The organism is Roseivirga sp. BDSF3-8, assembly GCF_041449215.1.
Taxonomy (GTDB): Bacteria; Bacteroidota; Bacteroidia; order Cytophagales; family Cyclobacteriaceae; genus JBGNFV01.
The window spans coordinates 36,249-55,142 of the sequence record NZ_JBGNFV010000003.1 but is presented as its reverse complement, the minus strand read 5'-3'; the positions used below and the strand labels follow the sequence as shown (position 1 = coordinate 55,142).

Sequence of the window (18,894 nt, the reverse complement as noted above, 5' to 3'; positions counted from 1 at the left end):
CTGGATGCCTGCACTGTTACCGGCTCCAGGCACTCTTCCTGCTGGGGTAAATGTGCTTCCGTCGCGGGACTTTTGTATTTCAAAAAATGCATTATCTGTTTCACTGGCTGTGGCCCAGCTGATCTCTATTGTCCTATCTTTAGTCACTACTGAAACGTACATGAATTGAACAGGCAGGGCTTTTCCACCTGTGACAAAATCATATAAGGCAGGATTACCAGCTGCCAGGTCTGACTCGTCCTCAAGGCCATTAGACCCATTAATATTCCCGCTGATGGAGGGGGTAGTGTCGAATACATACAAATGTCCATTCCCGTTGGTGGTAACACCATTGATGGCTGTATTGTCTCCTGCCAGTACTACGTCTCCCCCATTGAGACTAATATTGAAATTGCCTGTACCGGTGGCATTACCGAAGAGTAACAATACCCCCCCTGAATTTACAGTGAGGTTGCCATTTTGGATAGAGAGGTCACCTGAAATGACAAGGGTATCTCCTGAGTTGACGGTGAGACCGAAGTTACTGGTGCTGCTGATGGAGCCCTCACGTATGATATACCCATCAATCGAAATATTTTGCAGGTTTACTGCACTTGAGGGGGGCGCGACACCACCATTCCAGCTCGACCCGTCTGCCCAATACCCTCTGGTTTCAGCTAGGGAAGTCTGAGCAAAGGAGGCTATGCTTGTTGAAAGCATTATTAAAAACAGCAAAAAAGATCTCATGAATCTCTTGGCAATAAGTGTATAACTTACAGTTAAATGGCGTATTCTGACCAAGCAGCTTCCCTGTCTCCGGTATTTATTTACCCTCCATCGATTGCCCCGCTCTATATCAGCACACGAATTCAATCTATTTAGGATTTTACACTTTTACTTACCTAAATGCCCTGAGACCCTTTGCATGTAAGAGTATAGCTGTTAATAAATGATAAGTCAGATTGCTGTTTATTCTATGCCTCGTATATATTAAAACCATTTTTTAAAAGATATGCCCCGGCCAAAGTGTATGTAGGCTGCAAGACTCTGATATGGCTAGTGCCTATGAGGGCAGAAAGACGATGTTCCGAAAGGACTGTGATTAGCATCGTGGGTGCAACCTATGTCACTCCCTGAAAGCCGGGCCTGTTCCGGACTTAGAGGTATAGCCGGCATGATGAGGGTAGGAAGCCCTTTCCGGCGGCGGGATGGCTCTTGAGGTAGGGTAACTTGATCTCTTCAAATAGGGCTTTCGTTGGTTACGTGTGCGTACCATCGCGGCCACCTTTCCCTACAAAGCAGGATGCTTTGTTTGACTTCAGTGGGGGAAAGGAATTTTGAGGGCTGGGGTGCAAATAGCTACTCTATCGGTCTATTAAGGTTAACGGTGCGCGGGATATAGCCAAGCGGAGAGTAGGAAGCCCTTTCCGGCCGCGGGATGGCTCTTGAGGTAGGGTAACTTGATCTCTTCAAATGGGCTTTCTTTGGTTACGTATGCGCACCATCGCGGCCACCTTTCCCTACAAAGCAGGATGCTTCGTTTAACTTCAGTGGGGGAAAGGAATTTTGAGGGCTGGGGTGCAAATAGCTACTCTATCGGTCTATTGAGATTAACGGTGCGCGAAATATAGCCAAGCGGAGAGTAGGAGGCCCTTTCCGGCCGCGGGATGGCTCTTGAGGTAGGGTAACTTGATCTCTTCAAATAGGGCTTTCTTTGGTTACGTATGCGCACCATCGCGGCCACCTTTCCCTACGTTGCAGGGTGCTTCGTTTAACTTTAGCGGGGGAAAGGAATTTTGAGGGCTGGGAAGCAAATAGCTACTCTATCGGTCTATTGAGATTAACGGTGCGCGAAGTACAGCCAAGCGGAGAGTAGGAGGCCCTTTCCGGCCGCGGGATGGCTCTTGAGGTAGGGTAGCTTGATCTCTTCAAATGGGCTTTCGTTGGTTACGTGTGCGCACCATCGCGGCCACCTTTCCCTACGTTGCAGGGTGCTTCGTTTAACTTTAGCGGGGGAAAGGAATTTTTACGGGGGGCGGCATGGGTATTTTCTCTTTTAACACGGAAAGTACATTAGGTGATCATATAGGATGGTTTGAATGGAATGTGAGGTAGCCTGTTTCCTGTTTCCAGGAATAGTTATACATACGCCTGTCTGTAGGTTAGGCGTATGTGCCTATAGGATACCCACGGGATACCCACAGGATGGGCACAGGGTAAGCAAGGTGGTGATATAAATTATATTATACTTTGAGGTAGATAAGGCTTTCTTGTGTACTCATAATTTATAGTGATAACCTTACCTGAAATGAGGGGGTATCTTACTGCGGGTTACTTTTGACAGACATATAGAGGGAATTTAACGCTTCAACATAATGGCTGTCATAGAGAATAATCCATGGATAGAGGGTGCGCGAGGCATGGTGCGGGGTGCGATTGTGTACCGGCAGCGGGCGGGCCGGACGATTGTGTCTGCCCGGCCGGCCACATCATCGAGGCCTCTGAGTGAGAAGCAAAAGGCGCATCACAGGCGGTTCAGGGAGGCAACGGCGTATAGCAAGGGGGTGAAGGAGGATGCTGCTCTTTTTGCGAAATATGAGGCGGCAGCGGAGGGCTTTATTTCGTGGCAGAACCTGGCGGTGAGGGACTATATGCATGCGCCGGTGGTGGAAAAGGTGGTGGCAGGGGCGTTTACAGGCAAAGCGGGTGAAGCGCTGGAGGTGTATGCGTCTGATGACTTTGGTATTTGCTCTTTGCGGGTGACGGTGATGGATGGCAGGGGTGCTGTATTGGAAAGTGGTGAGTGCAACGAGTTGATAGCGAATGGGGTGTATGCTTATAACCTGAAAAGCGATATGGACATGGCGAATGGGGTATCGGTGCGGGTGGAAGCGGCAGATGCAGCAGGAAATGTGACGGTATATGAGGAGGAACTAGTGGCTGGGGGTGATGAAGGTAGAGCGAACTCACCATCTTCGGCTGGAGCCTCGGTACATAAAGGCAGCGGGAAGCAGGGGCTGGGTGGCTACGGGCTACAAGGGGGACGTCCCGATGGGGCTACAAAGACTACCTCACGAAGGCCCTGGAATTGTATTCGTATGAAGAATCCGGGAGAAACTGTATTTTTAAGGATGAAAGGGGCGGGGGATAATTTGATACTTACAAACAGATATGAGTGGGATGGGCAGGAGCATGCGGCTATCATCGTCACGGATCTGATAAGGGACAGCAACACACGCGTAGCGTCTATCCCTGAGGCACTAAGAGCTTGTAACGGAATTGACTGGTTTATCACAAAGCCATAGATAAAAAACCTACAATATATAACTTGGTTTTCAACTCCTCATATTACATTAAACATGAGGTATATCTTTATCATTATTGGTGTGATTATCCTCTTGTTGCCGGGAGGTTATTTATATATGGACTATAGGTTCATAGCTGAGCAGGAACGCTACTATAAAGCCATGGGAACGGCGGATTTTGAGGAGTCGGCCAGTCTCATAAGGTGGATTATGACTTCGGCACCTATAGAATGAGAGGGACTTACATAAGCCCTGATGACTTTAATGAGCGATTCCCTAAGCTTATGGAGAAATTTTGATGCCATTTGCTTAATTTAGGTTGAAAAATTTAGCAAATATTGTTGATTACCTAATTTTTTTAGTAAAATTGTGTGAAATAAGGGGTGCGCCATTGCATAATATCAGGTATGTCAGAAGATAAAAACGATAAGAAAAAAAAGCTCACACTCTACTTCGATAATGAAGAAGATATGGAAGAGGTACGCCATGTTGCCGAAAGCATGGGGGCTTATGTATCCACCAGTGATGCATCCTCTAAAGAATCTGTCTTTGATATACTTGATGAATGGCATAGCAAGGGTGGTCTTACCACCAACATCAAAGATCCTGTAGCCTGGCAGCGTGAGCAGCGTAAAGACCGCAAACTACCTTACCGGGATTAATGGTCTGGGATAGTAATATCATTATATACTCATCGAAAAGTGAGTATCCCTTTATTAAGAACCGGGCTAAAAATACTCCGGTGATAGTCTCTGCTATCAGCTACCTGGAGGTATTAGGCTATCATAGGCTGGATGTAAGTGACGAAGCATACTTCGAGCGTTTCTTCCGGGCTGTTACGATTATCGATATAAATACCCATATCCTATCTGTTGCCACCAAGCTCCGGCAAAAGAGGAAAATGTCTGCAGGCGATGCAATCATTGCTGCTACGGCCATTGGCATGAATATGCCGCTACTGACGAGAAATGCAAAGGATTTTAGCCTTATTCCAGATTTGGATGTGGTGAACCCCTTTGAAAAACTAAGGACTTAATATAAAGCTTGTTGTCAATAATGTGAGATTTTCTTTTACATTATCAGCCAGCCGGATGCATACTTAAATACCAGAATTTAGCGAACGAAGCAGGCCGGACTGCTGATGTAGTGAAATGTTGCACATCATATTTATCTGACTGGCAACCTTCATTCCGGTTAAGAGAGTGATAGCTTGATATATAATAAAGGGGAAGTACCTCAATTCAGGCACCCTCCCCTTTTTTACATTTATGTTATATGATAGCTTATTTTTTTATAAGCTTTTTCGAGAAGACTTTATCATCTGATTGTATCATTATTATATACTGCCCTGAAGTCATGGTAGAGAGATCAATCCTGCCTCCTTCTGTATAGTAGCCGGCGCTGACCCTTTTGCCTTGGGTATTGATTATTTCATATGCTATCCGCTTCCCTTTATTTATATTTGCGTTAATCTCTATGTATTCCTCCGCAGGATTGGGATACACCATTACCTCATTGCTTTCATCAGGCTGATTCTCTGCAAGGCGGTATCCGGCAGGTACCACTATGTAGGGGTTTGTGCTGTAACTTGTACGATCCAGATTAGCCAGTGCCTGGTATAGCAATACAACGGCCATAGCGCGGGTGCCATTGGTATTAGGGGTAAAATAGGAAGTATTGGGATAGTTGGCGATTAGTCTGTTTACATAGGCATTGGAAACAGACTGACGGGCCCATGTGGGTATAGATGTTTCGTCATAAAAATCACTGAGCAGATAGGTACCGCCACCGCTCACGGGCAGGCCATTGGCTATGGCTATAGTGATCTGCAGTTTTGTAATCTTATCATTAGGCCTGAAGGTACCGTCGCCATACCCGGCCAGATAGCCCGATCTGGCTGCCTGCAGGATATTTTGCTCAGCCCAGTGGCCTGTGATGTCGGTAAACGTGCGTCCGGCTATGACCGGGTCGCTGCTGATATCCGGATTAATGATGTTGGCGATCATAGTGGCAAATTCGGCCCGGGTAAGCTCATTATCTGGCCGGAAGGTACCGTCACTATAGCCTGCCAGGAAGTTATGCCTTAGCATGTAGTTGATCTCATTTTCCGCCCAGTGCCCGGCAATATCGGTTACATTCTGGAAGGACCAGACGTTAGAGGTAAACACACCTCTGCCGTAGGTGGCCACGGCTACGTAGCCGTCGGACTCACGGTACTGTAGCATATTACAGCGCACATTCGCGAGGTTGGCATTAGTTACTCCCCAGTCGGGGCTGCTGGTATTGATATTATCGGTAGACCATACGCCTACCTGGGTGGCAAGCATGACCTGGTTGTAGTTATTAGGGTTGTACATGCCCCAGCGTATGGGCATATCGGGCAGGTTACCTTCGCGGTTGATCCATGTGGCACCGCCATCGCGCGATTCGTATACGGAAACAATGCCGTAGTTAGACAGGGTAAGCAGTAATTGGTTATCGCTGGCCCCTACGGAAAGGCTGCTGGCATAGGTCATTGAGGCAAAGGGTGCATTGCCGCTGATATCGGTAACCGTAGGGGTGCTGGTATTGGCATTATCTATACGGTATACCACGGGCTTATCCGAATTATGCCGTGATGTGACGGCAAATATACGGTTTGGGGTATGAGGGGACACTTCTATGGCTGATATCATACCTTCCATAGATGTGCTTACCACATTCAGTCCCTGGTAGAGTGGCTGATCCAAGGGGTCTGAATACTGATATTCGCCAGAGAAGCCACCGGCATACAGTATATTGGTTTCATCATCATAGTCGGTGGGATTAATAAACCGGCCCCGGTTATCGTCATCGCTTATTTGCAGAAAATTCTTGCCTCCATCCTGAGAGGCAAAAAAGTCACTGAATACATAGGATAGTACCTGGATATTACTATTGTCCTGGTCGATATGGGTAAAGCCGCCATCGCCTCCTAAAGCTTCAGTAGTGGATGAAATGCCGGGTTTATTAAACTGTTGGGTGCCATTATCCTGAGCACCGGCGAGCATGTAGTTGGATCCGGCACTGTTTTGCTGATCCACAGCATAGAATTCGGTTACGTTCAGGTCTTTGTTGCGCATCTGTATATTGAGAGCGCCTGAGGCTTCATTGGAATCACCTACACGATCTGAGTAGTACATTCCTCCGTCATTACCAAATACAGCGTGGTTAGGGTATCCTGGCCTGAAGGCCATGCTTAGCTGGTCTGCATGTACAAAAGGCACGCAGGTGGCATTGCTTTCTGACCATTCAGATATTTTTTGGAAGGTTTGGCCTCCGTCCGTAGAGCGCTGCAGGTTTATTCCTCCTATAACGACGATATCCTGATCTGTGGGATGCACTTCGATCACCAGGTTGTGAGTGGCCTGGTTTCTCGTAAAATCTGTACCGAGGTCATTAATACTACACGCCCTTAGTGGTGGTATGCTTAGGTTAGTCCAGGTGGATCCGCCATTTACAGACTTCATGAGCCACATAACCTGGCCTCCGAAAAGGAAGGTAGACCCGAGGGCATACAGAGTGGTATTGTCACTGGCGAGGGCCAGCTCAATGCGGTAGGCTTTACTGTTACCGGCAGGCAGGGTGAGCATGCTCCAGGTCTGTCCGTCATCGGTGGATTTATAGATCTCTGTTTCGGTAATATGATTGGTGGTGGGACTCAGGGCGGCATAGATGGTTCCGTCACTTCCTATTTCCATGTCTGCGGAGTACTGTCCGGCTATTTCTTTTACCCAGCTTATTCCTTTGTCGGTAGATCGCATGATGCCGGATGAGGTATTGGCTATAAGGGTTCCCTGCCCGGTTACAATAAGGTCTGAGACAAAATGAAAATCAGGATTATTAGCCGTAGCGCTTCGCTGCCACCAGCTAAGCCCGCCATCTACTGTGATCCAGATACCTCCTCCACGAGGGTTAGCTGTGCTGTATTGTACGCCTGTGCCGGCATACATGACCTGGGTGTCAGTAGGGTCATAGGCAAGGCTGCTTATGCTGAGGTTACCAAGGAAATCGCCAATAGTGTACCATGAGGAGGTGGGGTCGGTAATGTCATTGTTATACCATAAACCGCCGTGTTCGGCACCGGCATACACCTTTTTAGAAAAGGGGTCGTTGGGGTCGAACATGATGGCGCGTATACGGCCACCTACATTATTCGGTCCGCGCTCAAACCACTCCACACCGGGTATGGCTTTAAGATTTTTTGCCTGCTTGCGGGCCATTCTGAATGCCTCGATACTCCGCTCGGTAGGGATTTCCCCCGTGGCAGGATCAAAGGTCATAAGGTATTCGAGGTATGCCGCCTCGCTGGCACCGGTGGCCTTGAGGGCATCGTTCTGTTGTTCGGTCGGAAGCTGCCGTATACGATTAAAGGCGCTTATTTTATTTTCCGAACCCGCAGGTTGCCACAGGTAGGCAAAGAATGCACCCGCTGCCACCAATACCAGCAGGCCGGTGAAAAGGGTAAATAGTTTTTTCATTATAGTAATGCTGTAGTTTAAAACATGAACAGCCACTCCGTATCAGGGAGTGGCTGTGAGAATATATAATTAAGTCAAAAGGTTACTCTTTAATGAACTTTTTGGTAAAGGTATTATCAGGCGTACTGATATGGATAAGGTATTGACCCTGCGCAAGGGATGATATATCCAGCCTTTTACCTTCGCTCCAGGTTCCCTCCTTGATGCGCTGTCCACGCAGGTCATATACCTGGTAGGTGGCACTCTCTGTAAGCCGGGAAGCCAATTCTATCTGCACATAATCGCTGGCAGGGTTAGGATAAAGGGCTATCTCGCTTTCGCTGGCGGCTTCGTCTTTGGCCAGGCGATACCCTGCAGGGACAACGATATAGAAATTGTTATCAAAACTAATCCGCCCGAGATTGGCCAGCGCCTGGTACAGCGTAACCACAGCCATTGCCCTGGTGGCATTTACGTTTGGCGTAAAATATGACCTATTGGGATAATTGGCTATGAGCTTATTCACATAGGCATTAGATACCGACTGCGCCGCCCAACTGGGGATGGAAGTCTGGTCAAGAAAATCACTGAGCAGATAGGTGCTGCCGCCGCTTACGGGCAGGCCATTGGCTATGGAAATCGTAATCTGCAGCTTTGTGATCTTATCATTAGGTCTGAAGGTACCGTCGCCGTACCCGGCCAGATAGCCCGACCTGGCTGCCTGGAGGATATTCTGCTCGGCCCAGTGGCCTGTGATGTCGGTAAACGTGCGTCCGGCTATGGCAGGATCGCTGCTGATATCCGGATTAATGATATTGGCGATCATGGTGGCAAACTCAGCCCGTGTAAGCTCATTATCAGGGCGGAAAGTACCATCGCTATATCCTGCCAGGAAGTTGTGCTTAAGCATATAGGTGATCTCGTTCTCAGCCCAGTGGCCGGCAATATCGGATACACTTGTGGTGGACCAGACATTGGTGGTATATACGCCACGTCCATAGGTAGCGATAGCTACATACCCATCAGACTGGCGGTACTGGAGCATATCGCAACGCACATTAGCAAGATTGGCATTGGTTACTCCCCAGTCAGGGCTGCTGGTATTGATATTATCAGTAGACCATACGCCTACCTGGGTAGCCAGCATAACCTCGTTATAATTATTGGGGTTATAAAGCCCCCAGCGAATGGGCATATCAGGCAGATTACCTTCACGGTTTACCCATGTGGCGCCGCCGTCGCGTGATTCGTATACGGAAACAATGCCGTAGTTAGAGAAAGTAGCGAGAAGCTGGTTATCACTGGCGCCTACCTGTATGCAGGTACCGTAAGCATTATTAGCAAAAGGCTGGCTGCCGCTAATATCCGTAACAGTAGGTGTACTTGAGTTGGCATTATCTATACGGTATATATGGGGTTGGCCGCCGTACTCATTAGAAGTAATGACGAAGATGCGGTTAGCCGTATAGGGAGAAACTTTTACGGCAGATATCTGGTGTGTAAGACCTGCATTAACCGTATACATCGTCTTGGTGGAGGAATTTTCCAGGTCAGTGGAGTAAAGGTAATCACCTGTATTACCAGCCGCATAAAAGATATTGGTATTATCATCATAATCGGTCGGGTTAATAAACCGGCCCACCTTGTTATCATTATAAAATATACTGAACCATTTGCCTCCGTTTGTAGAAAGAGAATAGCTACTTCTTATATATGAAAGAAGCTGGACGTCGCTATTATTCTGATCAATATGGGTAAAGCCACCGTCGCCTCCCCTGGCCTCGCTGGTAGATGATATGCCAGGCTTTTTGAATTGCTGGGTGCCATTATCCTGGCTGCCTGCCAGCATATAATTGGAGCTACTGCTATTTAGCTGGTCTACTGCGTAGAACTCTGTGATATTAAGGTTCTTATTACGAGACTGGATATTAAGGCTTCCCCTCGCAACGCTGGCATTACCGACGTGGGGAGAGTAGTATACCCCTCCGTCGTTACCGAATACGACTTCGTTAGGATAACCGGGGCGGAAGACCAGGCTAAGCTGATCGGCGTGTACATTGCTGGCACAGCTAGCAAGGCCTGTCCAGTAAGATATCTGCTCAAACGTGGCCCCTCCATCAGTAGAACGGTGATTATCTATACCGCCTAATATTACCAGATTAGCATTAGTAGGATGTACCTCTATGGTAAGGTCATGATTAGCCTGCTCTCCCCTGGTAAAATCAGCATCTGCAGGGAAGCCACAGGCTTGTTCATACTTTGGTATGGCAAGTTCCGTCCAGCTATTACCTCCATCGGTAGATTTTATAAGCCACTGAACTGAATTAAACAGGTAGTCAGAACTTACGGCGTATACGGTACCTGACCCGCCGGTGGCAATTTCGATCCGGTGGCCATGCAGTAAACCGGTCGGCATGGTCAGTTCTGTCCAGCTCTGTCCGTCGTTTGTAGAACGAAATATTTCAGAATAGCCATAGGAGTTATAGTCAGGCCCTACTCCTGAATAGATGGTGCCATTGGCGGCAATTTCCATATCAGAAGCATATTTGCCCGCCAATACATTATTCCAGCTATTACCAGCATCGGTGGAGCGGAATATACCGGCATTGGTGTTGGCTAATACGGTACCGCTACTGGTGACGACTATTTTAGAGACATGGTAAAAGTTAGCATTGTTAGCAGTAGACGAAAGCTGGGTCCATGAGCCTCCGCCGTTAGTGGTCTTCCATATACCGGCACCACGGGGCTGTTTTCCTCCGTAAGGCACGCCCGTACCCACATAAAAGACTTGTGTATTCGTAGGATCGTAAGCAATGGAACCTATGCTGAGGTTAGCCCAGAAGTCGTTTACATTGTACCATGAACTGGCAGGGTCTGTCACGTCATTGTTATACCAGAGTCCTCCATGCTCAGCACCACCCCAAACTTTTTTCTTAGAAAGGTCATTAGGGTCAAACATAATGGCTCGTATCCTTCCGGCTACATTATTAGGGCCTCTTTCGAACCATTCGACGCCGGGTATGGCGCGCAGGTTTCGGGCCTGCTTGCGGGCGGCCTTAAAGGCCTCGAGGCCTTTGGCAGTGGGCACTTCGCCGGTAGCAGGGTCGAATGTTTTGATGTATTCGAGATAAGCGGCTTCAGTGGCACCGGTGGCCTCTATTGCTTTACTCCGCTCTTCGGGGGTCATGCCCCGCATGTCGTTAAAGGTAAGGGTGTTTTCCTGCCCTGCGGAGCTATCCGGATACAGGTAGTAGCCTCCTGCTGCAAGCAGCAAAAGGGCAAGGGCTGTAAATAAATAGGTATACTTTTTCATCATAAAACTGGTTAATAGGATTAAAATAAAAGAGCACACCGCTCATTATAGCGGCGTGCTCTTATGGTTATTTCTTTACAAATTTTTTAGAGAAAAGTCTATCTCCTACTGATACCCTGACTATGTACTGACCGGGCGATAGATAGGACACGTCGAGTGTGGCGCCTTTTGTATACTCTCCATTGGCTATCAGGCCCCCCTGCAGGTTATAGAGAGCGTATGGCACAGGGCTGTTGCCTGCATCGGGTATATCCAGCCTAAGGAAGTTATCAGCCGGATTAGGATAGAGTGCAAGGTCTTCCGCATCACCGGTGATATTTTTAGCAAGCCGGCTGCCTGAGGGGCTCACCACATAGAAGTTGGTACTAAAGGGGGCTCTGCCGAGGTTTGCAAGGGCCTGGTAGAGGGTCACTACAGCCAAGCCACGGGTAGCATTCGTATTAGGCGTGAAGTAGTTCTTGTTAGGATAATTGGCAATGAGCCTGTTCTGCAGGGCATTGGCGATAGGCTGCTCGGCCCAGGTGGGTATGCTGGTGCGGTCGAAGAACATGTCTAGCTGTGAAATAGTCCCTCCGCTCACGGGCAGGCCATTGGCAATACTAACGGTGATCTGTAGTTTGGTGATCTTCTCATTGGGTCTGAATGTCCCGTCACCATACCCGGCAAGATAGCCTGCGCGGGCAGCCTGCAGTATATTAGCCTCGGCCCAATGACCGGATATGTCGGTAAATGAACGACTGGCGACTGCAGGATCACTGCTGAGGGGAGGATCGATGATATTGGCGATCATGGTGGCAAACTCAGCCCTGGTAAGTTCATTATCGGGCCTGAAGGTTCCGTCACTATACCCGGCCAGCAGATCGTTTTCCAGCATGTAGCGGATTTCGGTTTCTGCCCAGTGGTTTTTGATGTCTATGTAAGACCAGATATTGGTGGTGTAGACTCCCCTTCCGTAGGTAGCTACTGCCACATAGCCATCGGACTTACGGTACTTCAGCATATCGCAACGCACATTGGCGAGGTTGGCATTCGTCACACCCCAGTCGGGACTACTGACTGTTATGTTGTCGGTAGACCAAACGCCCACTTCTGTGGCAAGCATAACTTCACTGGTGTTCTTCGGGTGGTAAAGCCCCCACCGTATGGGCATATCGGGCAGGTTACCCTGGCGGTTAAGCCAGGTAGCGCCGCCGTCGCGTGTTTCGACTACTGATGTGTTGATGCCGTAGTTAGAGAAAGTGGCGAGTATCTGGTTGTCGCTGGCACCTACGTCTAAGCTGGAGCAGTATGAACCGATGTCCATTCCTCCGCCGTTAGGGCTCAGGTTAGTCACTGTGGGACTTTGGGTATTCGCATTATCCACCATGTAGATAAAAGGCGGCGATAAAAAACCCTGGACGGCTATGAAAATCCTATTGGGGGTGTAGGGTGATACCTTTATAGCGGTAATTGATCCGGGTACGGCCGTAGATCCTGGGATTAAGGTTATGTTTGAAAAGGTAGGATTGTCCAGGGGTGTGGAATACATGTAGTTGGCAGATCCGTCGGTGACTGTGTAGAGCACATTGGCATCATCGTCATAATCGGTAGGATTAATGAAAGATCCGGTTTCCACATCGTCAGAAAAGACTTTAAAGGTATTGCCTCCATCCTGTGAAAGCCAGTAGTAATTATAGACATAGGCGGTAACCTGCAGATCAGGGTTATCCTGATCTATGTGAGCAAAGCCACCATCCCCTCCGGTGGGCATAGTCGTATTAGCGTATCCGGGAAGGGTAAATTTCTGGGTACCATTGTCCTGGGTACCGGCCAGCATGTAATCGTCACCAGCGGTATTGCGCTGGTCTACGCTATAAAACTGGGTGATGTTAAGGTTTTTATTATGGGGGTTAAAGTACATCTGGTGGTTGCCTAATGTACGGTCGCCTGCCACGGGTGAATAATATACTCCTCCATCGTTGCCGAAAACAGCTTCATTGGTGTTGCCGGGACGAAAGGCCATGGTGAGCTGGTCGGCATGCACAACCGAGGTGCAGCTTCCATACCAGTTAGATACCTGGGCAAAGCTGGCACCGCCATTAACCGAGCGCAGCAGATTGATACCTCCGAGGTATACAGTGAACTGATCGGTAGGATTTATTTCGAGTACAAGGTCGTGTATGGCCTGGCCCCTGGTAAAATCCGCGCTGGTATCTTCGCCGTTGCAGGTGAACAGGTTAGGTATGCTTAGGGAAGCCCAGGTCTGACCTCCGTCTGTGGACTTAATAAAGTAGCTGACATTGGTGTAGCCTGCTACAGCATATACCACAGAGGGGTTGCTGTCAGCTACGGCTATTTCCACCCGCTGTCCACCGGTGGCAGAAGCGGGGAGGCTTAACTGAGTAAAGCTAAGGCCATCATCGGTGGATTTATAAATACCGGCATTATTATTTTGCTGCACACCGGCATAGATGATGCCGTTAGGATCTACTTCCAGGTCGGATAGAAAGTCTCCGCCCTGTACCTTGGTCCAGTTAAGGCCCTGGTCGGCAGAGCGGTAAATGCCATCATTAGTTGTGGCAAGCAGGGTACCGGAGGGGGTAAAGGCAATGGCACTGATCAGTCTGAAGTTAGTGCCTGTGGTACTGGCCATCTGGGTCCATGTCTGCCCCTGGTCAGTAGACTTCCAGATACCGGCTCCCGGCCGGGTCCTGCCGTCGTACTGCACCCCTGTGGCTGCGTAGTAATGCGTAGGGTTGGTGGGGTCGTAGGCGAGGGAAGAAATATTGAGGTTGGTCCAGAAATCATCTACATTATACCAACTTGAAGAGGGGTTGGTGATGTCGTTATTATACCACAAACCACCGGTTTCGGAGGCGGCCCAGACCTTTGTACTATTAGGGTCGTTGGGGTCGAACATCAGGGATCTCACACGGCCTGCGACATCAGACGGGCCTCGAGCATCCCATACTACACCGGGAATGGCCCTGAGATTGGCTGCCTGGCGGCGAGCGGCACGAAAGGCCTCGAGCCCGCGTAACACTGGCACCTGGCCGGTGGTAGGATCCATCGTTTTCAGGTATTCGAGGTGAGCGGCTTCCACAGCTCCCGTGGTTTTAAGTTGGCCCAGCCTCTCCTGGCTGGCAGTACCGGCCTTATCAGTTAATCTTTGATCCGCATCAGGCATTTTTTCATTAGCTGAGGGCGTATTTTGAGTGGATATGCTATACCACCCGAGAACGGAAACCAGTATCAGGAGTATAATACCGGTAAACTGGTAAACCTTTTTCATAGCTGTTATTTTTTTAGTAAAAAAACTTAGTAGTATCTTATATTATCAAGGCATAAATCAATAAAAACTAAACCTTTTTCCATTAAAATTAAGACACTTACAAACTACCATAGAATTGACAGGTATTATGTTACTTGATCAGAAAACCGACACACAATTTTTATACTAAACTTGGTATTAATTCTATCTTTGGAGTTAACCATGCACAGCAGGTTGCATAGGTTCTCCATGATTACACCAAACTTTTATTGGCGGCCATTCCTTTGGCCACTCATTAATAAGTTGTGCAGGAGTAAGGTATCCTGTAGGCGAACTTCTCATAGCCTGGATCACGGCTATTATAGACTGCACGGTAAATACATAGGCCTCCGGGCCTTGCATTTCAGCCGTGGCCTCCTGCCCGTACTCGTTATTAACAGTAACTTTTGCAAGCGTCTTACCCTTCTTCAATTGCCTGGTGCCGGGGCCTTCGGGAAGGAGAGGCAGGAGTACCTTAAGTAAGATTTTTCGAAAGAAGCCCAGTTTGCCCTGCATCATTTTGACGACAGGGGCAGGAAATACAGTGTAGGTCTCAATATTGTCTATACCGGTGGAAACAAAAGCGGTATACAGATCTGCTCTCCAAGGGTTATAAGCGGCTTTAACACTTTGGTTTCCAATGGTATCTTCATGAAAACTTTCAGCAGGCATTGCTTTTTGGTAGCTGCCTCGTACTCTTTTTACACCGGGTTTGTCTATATCGCTAAGTACGGTTCTGAGCGTACCGCGTGAGGCGCCCCCTATAGTCTGGTACACAAGACGCAATCTGGTGGGGTTGGGTATAAGCCTGCTGGCGCAGAGGGCAAGCAGGTCGGTAGGTACCACGCCAAATCCGGCACCGGGGAGGATAGTAATGCCTGCATCAAGAGCCTCTTTATGGTATCGGGCTGCATTTTCAATGTCGGGTGCTTCTCCGGCAATATCGAGGTAATGCGTACGGGTTTGAAGGCAGGCTCTGATGAGCAGATCCTGGCTTATGCGGAACGGACCGGCTACATTGATAAGAATATCCACATCATCTAGCCGTAAGGCAGCATCCTGCAAAGTGAAGACTCTGGCCTCACAGTCAAGGGATTTTGCCACCTGATGAACTTTATTGCTACGTGCTGCCAGGATAGGGCTTACGCCTGAGCAAATGAGCTCTTTGGCCAATAACTTACCGGTATAACCAGTGGCTCCGTATATAAGAATGCGTTTACTTCTCACTTTCCACTATCTCTTTAAGCTTATAATTATGCTGTTCAAAGGCGCTTTGCATTTTGATAAGCAGGCCTTTAGGAATAAATGGAGATAAAAGCCCTGAGAAGTACTCGCCATGCGTAAGGAGGGTCCTCTCCTGCCCTATCCGTCGTAGCTGATAATAATGCCTGCCACTAAGTACAAACCCGGCCACACGGTGACCTTGCCATACGATTTCCTGATTTTTTTTAAATGAGAGAAGGCGGGCGCGGTATATGCGATTAAGGGGCGTGATACCTGTGGAGATGATCCCGCCTTCGCGAATATCGCCTGAAAGACTAAATACGAGTGGGTTCCAGACGGAATAGCTCTCAAAGTCTACCAGCCGATTCCACACAGCGGAGTGAGGGGCATCGATTTCTATTTGGGTGTGATAGGCTCTCATGCTTTTTCCCCCTCTTTTAGTTCTTTTCTGATTCTGCTAAGGGATTGGCTGGTGATCCCGATAAAGGATGCGAGGTGATTTAGCGGAACCCGGTTGGCGAGATCCGGAAAGCGTTCATAAAAATTCAGATAGCGTGTTTTGGCATCCTCTGAAAGCATGGGACTCAGGCGGTTCATCTTGTCTATGAGGGCTTTGCTACTGATCTTATTAACCATCTCATCCCACCCGATAATGGTCTCCGAAAGGTGTTTCATCGAATCGTCGCTAAAGATGAGGAGTTCGCAATCTTCTACTGCCTGCAGATATTCTGTGGAGGGCAGACCGGTCTGAAAGCTGTTAAGGTCTACAGCAAACTTATTTTCTGCGATAAAATATTTAGTTATTTCCTGCCCTTCACGATTATAGTAGCAAAGTCGTAATATACCTTGCTTTACAAAAGCGATTTCTTTTGATACTTTGCCGGCTTCGGAGAAGTATTCATCCTTCCTCAGCTTTTTGGTATAAACCTGACGCCTTACCAGCTCAAGCTGCCTGGTATTCAGGTTACTAAATTCCAATAAAAAGTGGATTAGTTCATCCATCAGATACACTGGTTGATAAGTTGGAATCTATACGATTTTACAAAGGTCTTAAATGAATTTCTAAACTGGGTTACCATATGGTAAATTATGTGAAAAACGGCTACTGAAAGGACTAAAAAACGAAACCTGCATGTGGGGGGATCGTAGAGGCTAGGGGTAAAAGAAATATGATGTGCCTGAATGACCCTGCGGCAGCGGGGTGAAACCGATGCGTCTGTGCGGGCTGCAGCACTCTTTTCATCTATTTATTAGGGAGTTAGCTGGTGCCTGTGGGTACTGGTTTGTAAAAAAATGAAACGAAATGAATAAGACGGTAATCATCACGGGTTGCTCATCGGGTATCGACAAAGCGACTGCTCTGTATTTTGGGGAGCGGGGGTATAATGTCATTGCAACAATGAGGACCCCTGAAAGGGAAAATGGTCTGGAGGGTGTAAAGCACATAGACATTCAAAAAATGGATGTAACCGACAGGGATTCGATTAAGGCTGTGGTAGGGTATGCCATAGAAAAGTTCGGAACCGTGGATGTGCTGGTTAATAATGCAGGGATAGGGGTGTTCGGTGCATTTGAGGCGGCAGATGAGGATCTGATCAGGAAGCAATTCGATACCAATGTATTTGGAGTAATGAATACCATAAAGGAGATATTGCCTCATTTCAGGTCGAGGAAAAAGGGAAAGATAATCAACATTTCTTCGGGGGTAGGCAAGGTGCCTTTGCCTATGCAAAGTTTATATGGTTCTACTAAGTTTGCATTGGAAGGCTTTTCAGAGTCTCTTCATTATGAGCTTTCGTCTCTTGGGATCTCAGTAAAGATTGTCTTGCCGGGAAATATTAAAACGGACTTTTTTAAGTCGCTTTATGTAACGGACATCACCGGGTTTCCGGATTATAAGGCGTACCAGCAGAAGGTATTGACTAATATCGAAAAGCTAAACGAGAAAACAGGTGCGAGCCCGGAGTTTGTGGCATCGATCATCTATAAGGCCGCTACCGACAATAAGAATAAGCTGAGGTATCTGGCGGGTAAGGATATATCTCTGTTTGCTAAAGTGAGAAAGATTTTACCGGACAGCCTGTTTATGAAAGTGATTAAAAACAAGCTGGAGAAGTAGGGTAAGTTGTATAACTCTGGTTAGAGGAAGAAGATTTTTATTTATACGCTGCCCTGTTTATTTCGACTTCATACCAGGTAAAATCACCGCTGTCAAGCTGCCAGGTAACACTGGCTTTGGATGGTATGATAATTCCCCCGAAGGTTTTATAGCTGTTTTCATCTATGTGGATTATCCAGGGCTTCATGGCCTTCGCTTTATCATAGAATCGCATAGCCTCAAAACGAATAACCTGGCCTTTGCTGTTAAAGGTAAATTCACCCTCTACCGTTACCTCCTTGTAGCTTAGGGTGGCGGTTGCGCTGGCAGGTCCGGTTTGTTCCCATTTTATATATGGGCTAAGGGCGGCCTGGGGCAACCATACTGTTTCGGCCAGGTATCGTACGGCTACCCCCTGGTCTATCTGACTACCGGAGGCATTCACCACCGGCCATATACTATACAGTTTGATAAGCATATGGCCTTTGCCATTCTGATACTTGTCCATGCCGGATAGCCTCATGAGTGAAGTCCCTCCCACATCCGCATACCATATAAAGCCTGGCTTGTCCATCCTGAACCATTGTTGTGCGGCTACCGGCAGCCATTTGCCGTCATTATCAAGCTTCATACGGCCTGTCTGGTGCAGATGGGCTATTTCCTGGCCTCCTTCTACCTGACTGTAGCTGAGCCACTTTTGTACAGGATCAGGTAAATCCTTTTGAGCTATTTCGGGCAGGTGGGCCGCAGGTGTCTCTTCCATCTGAAACGCAGTGAGCTCACGCTGCACCATTCGGTCGAAGTGCCAATTACCATACCCGATTATGCAAACAAGTAGTAAAAGAACGTTTGCTATACTACCGTACCTGGCATCCTGCCAATGCTGGAAAATTAGTATTTGAGATAATAAAACGGCGATAAGAGTGACGAGCCACCAGTAACTTTTATTAAGCAGGAATACGATTACACCGGCCAGGAACAATAAGGTTGCGAGCAACCAGAGTATACCCCAGGGTTTAGCGATGGGTTTATACAATTGCTCGACCCGGGCAAGGCCAAAGCTTTTGATAAAGCCAAGTAAGTGAATAAGCCCGTGAAGGCCGGCAAGCGCTACAAACAGGTACTTTATCATTTTTGTAGTGGATAAGTCATTCTGTAACTTATTAGGTAAAAATACTTGAAAATGAAGCCAGGATATATGACGCTCA

Annotated in this window: 12 protein-coding genes and 1 pseudogene; 5 read left to right on the top strand and 8 right to left on the bottom strand. The window is 47.9% G+C overall.

What is annotated here, in order from left to right; translation table 11 throughout:
* Window positions 1-699 (bottom strand): annotated as a pseudogene (locus tag AB9P05_RS24685) (hypothetical protein); the annotation flags it as partial.
* A gap of 1,655 nt (window positions 700-2,354) precedes the next feature.
* Here AB9P05_RS24685 and AB9P05_RS24680 point away from each other — a divergent pair.
* From AB9P05_RS24680 to AB9P05_RS24665, 4 genes are all read left to right on the top strand, one after another.
* Complete coding sequence (locus AB9P05_RS24680) at window positions 2,355-3,284, top strand: hypothetical protein (RefSeq protein ID WP_371911576.1); 930 nt, start codon at window positions 2,355-2,357, stop codon at window positions 3,282-3,284.
* Between the two features lie 54 nt (window positions 3,285-3,338).
* Window positions 3,339-3,518, top strand: coding sequence for a hypothetical protein (locus tag AB9P05_RS24675; RefSeq protein ID WP_371911575.1), 180 nt, complete (start codon window positions 3,339-3,341; stop codon window positions 3,516-3,518).
* Window positions 3,519-3,691: 173 nt separating this feature from the next.
* The gene (locus AB9P05_RS24670) at window positions 3,692-3,946 is read left to right on the top strand and encodes a hypothetical protein (RefSeq protein WP_371911574.1); all 255 of its coding nucleotides are present in this window, start codon (window positions 3,692-3,694) and stop codon (window positions 3,944-3,946) included.
* Entirely contained in the window at window positions 3,946-4,320 is a 375-nt protein-coding gene (locus tag AB9P05_RS24665) for a type II toxin-antitoxin system VapC family toxin (RefSeq protein WP_371911573.1), read from the top strand. Before AB9P05_RS24670 ends, AB9P05_RS24665 begins: the two co-directional genes overlap by 1 nt.
* A gap of 247 nt (window positions 4,321-4,567) precedes the next feature.
* On the opposite strand, the gene AB9P05_RS24660 is transcribed toward AB9P05_RS24665, so the two are convergent.
* The 6 genes from AB9P05_RS24660 to AB9P05_RS24635 all read right to left on the bottom strand — a co-directional run bounded on the left by AB9P05_RS24660 (window position 4,568) and on the right by AB9P05_RS24635 (window position 16,590).
* Entirely contained in the window at window positions 4,568-7,783 is a 3,216-nt protein-coding gene (locus tag AB9P05_RS24660) for an S-layer homology domain-containing protein (protein WP_371911572.1), read from the bottom strand.
* An 82-nt stretch (window positions 7,784-7,865) separates the two neighbouring features.
* On the bottom strand, window positions 7,866-11,078 hold the full coding sequence (locus AB9P05_RS24655; RefSeq protein ID WP_371911571.1) for an S-layer homology domain-containing protein: 3,213 nt from the start codon (window positions 11,076-11,078) through the stop codon (window positions 7,866-7,868).
* Window positions 11,079-11,142: 64 nt separating this feature from the next.
* Entirely contained in the window at window positions 11,143-14,346 is a 3,204-nt protein-coding gene (locus AB9P05_RS24650) for an S-layer homology domain-containing protein (protein ID WP_371911570.1), read from the bottom strand.
* A 195-nt stretch (window positions 14,347-14,541) separates the two neighbouring features.
* Window positions 14,542-15,591: a trans-acting enoyl reductase family protein gene (locus tag AB9P05_RS24645; protein WP_371911569.1), complete on the bottom strand. Its 1,050-nt coding sequence runs from the start codon at window positions 15,589-15,591 to the stop codon at window positions 14,542-14,544.
* Complete coding sequence (locus AB9P05_RS24640; RefSeq protein ID WP_371911568.1) at window positions 15,581-16,009, bottom strand: SRPBCC family protein; 429 nt, start codon at window positions 16,007-16,009, stop codon at window positions 15,581-15,583. Before AB9P05_RS24640 ends, AB9P05_RS24645 begins: the two co-directional genes overlap by 11 nt.
* On the bottom strand, window positions 16,006-16,590 hold the full coding sequence (locus AB9P05_RS24635; RefSeq protein ID WP_371911567.1) for a Crp/Fnr family transcriptional regulator: 585 nt from the start codon (window positions 16,588-16,590) through the stop codon (window positions 16,006-16,008). Before AB9P05_RS24635 ends, AB9P05_RS24640 begins: the two co-directional genes overlap by 4 nt.
* Window positions 16,591-16,891: 301 nt before the next feature.
* Between AB9P05_RS24635 and AB9P05_RS24630 the strand changes: the two genes are divergently transcribed.
* Complete coding sequence (locus AB9P05_RS24630) at window positions 16,892-17,707, top strand: SDR family oxidoreductase (protein ID WP_371911566.1); 816 nt, start codon at window positions 16,892-16,894, stop codon at window positions 17,705-17,707.
* A 37-nt stretch (window positions 17,708-17,744) separates the two neighbouring features.
* On the opposite strand, the gene AB9P05_RS24625 is transcribed toward AB9P05_RS24630, so the two are convergent.
* The gene (locus tag AB9P05_RS24625; RefSeq protein ID WP_371911565.1) at window positions 17,745-18,818 is read right to left on the bottom strand and encodes a DUF6544 family protein; all 1,074 of its coding nucleotides are present in this window, start codon (window positions 18,816-18,818) and stop codon (window positions 17,745-17,747) included.
* Window positions 18,819-18,894 lie beyond the last annotated feature (76 nt).

Coding starts and splice junctions, on each gene's coding strand:
- AB9P05_RS24680 (WP_371911576.1), top strand. CDS start 2,355: ATGGCTGTCATAGAGAATAATCCATGGATAGAGGGTGCGCGAGGCATG.
- AB9P05_RS24675 (WP_371911575.1), top strand. CDS start 3,339: ATGAGGTATATCTTTATCATTATTGGTGTGATTATCCTCTTGTTGCCG.
- AB9P05_RS24670 (WP_371911574.1), top strand. CDS start 3,692: ATGTCAGAAGATAAAAACGATAAGAAAAAAAAGCTCACACTCTACTTC.
- AB9P05_RS24665 (WP_371911573.1), top strand. CDS start 3,946: ATGGTCTGGGATAGTAATATCATTATATACTCATCGAAAAGTGAGTAT.
- AB9P05_RS24660 (WP_371911572.1), bottom strand. CDS start 7,783: ATGAAAAAACTATTTACCCTTTTCACCGGCCTGCTGGTATTGGTGGCA.
- AB9P05_RS24655 (WP_371911571.1), bottom strand. CDS start 11,078: ATGATGAAAAAGTATACCTATTTATTTACAGCCCTTGCCCTTTTGCTG.
- AB9P05_RS24650 (WP_371911570.1), bottom strand. CDS start 14,346: ATGAAAAAGGTTTACCAGTTTACCGGTATTATACTCCTGATACTGGTT.
- AB9P05_RS24640 (WP_371911568.1), bottom strand. CDS start 16,009: ATGAGAGCCTATCACACCCAAATAGAAATCGATGCCCCTCACTCCGCT.
- AB9P05_RS24635 (WP_371911567.1), bottom strand. CDS start 16,590: ATGGATGAACTAATCCACTTTTTATTGGAATTTAGTAACCTGAATACC.
- AB9P05_RS24630 (WP_371911566.1), top strand. CDS start 16,892: ATGAATAAGACGGTAATCATCACGGGTTGCTCATCGGGTATCGACAAA.
- AB9P05_RS24625 (WP_371911565.1), bottom strand. CDS start 18,818: ATGATAAAGTACCTGTTTGTAGCGCTTGCCGGCCTTCACGGGCTTATT.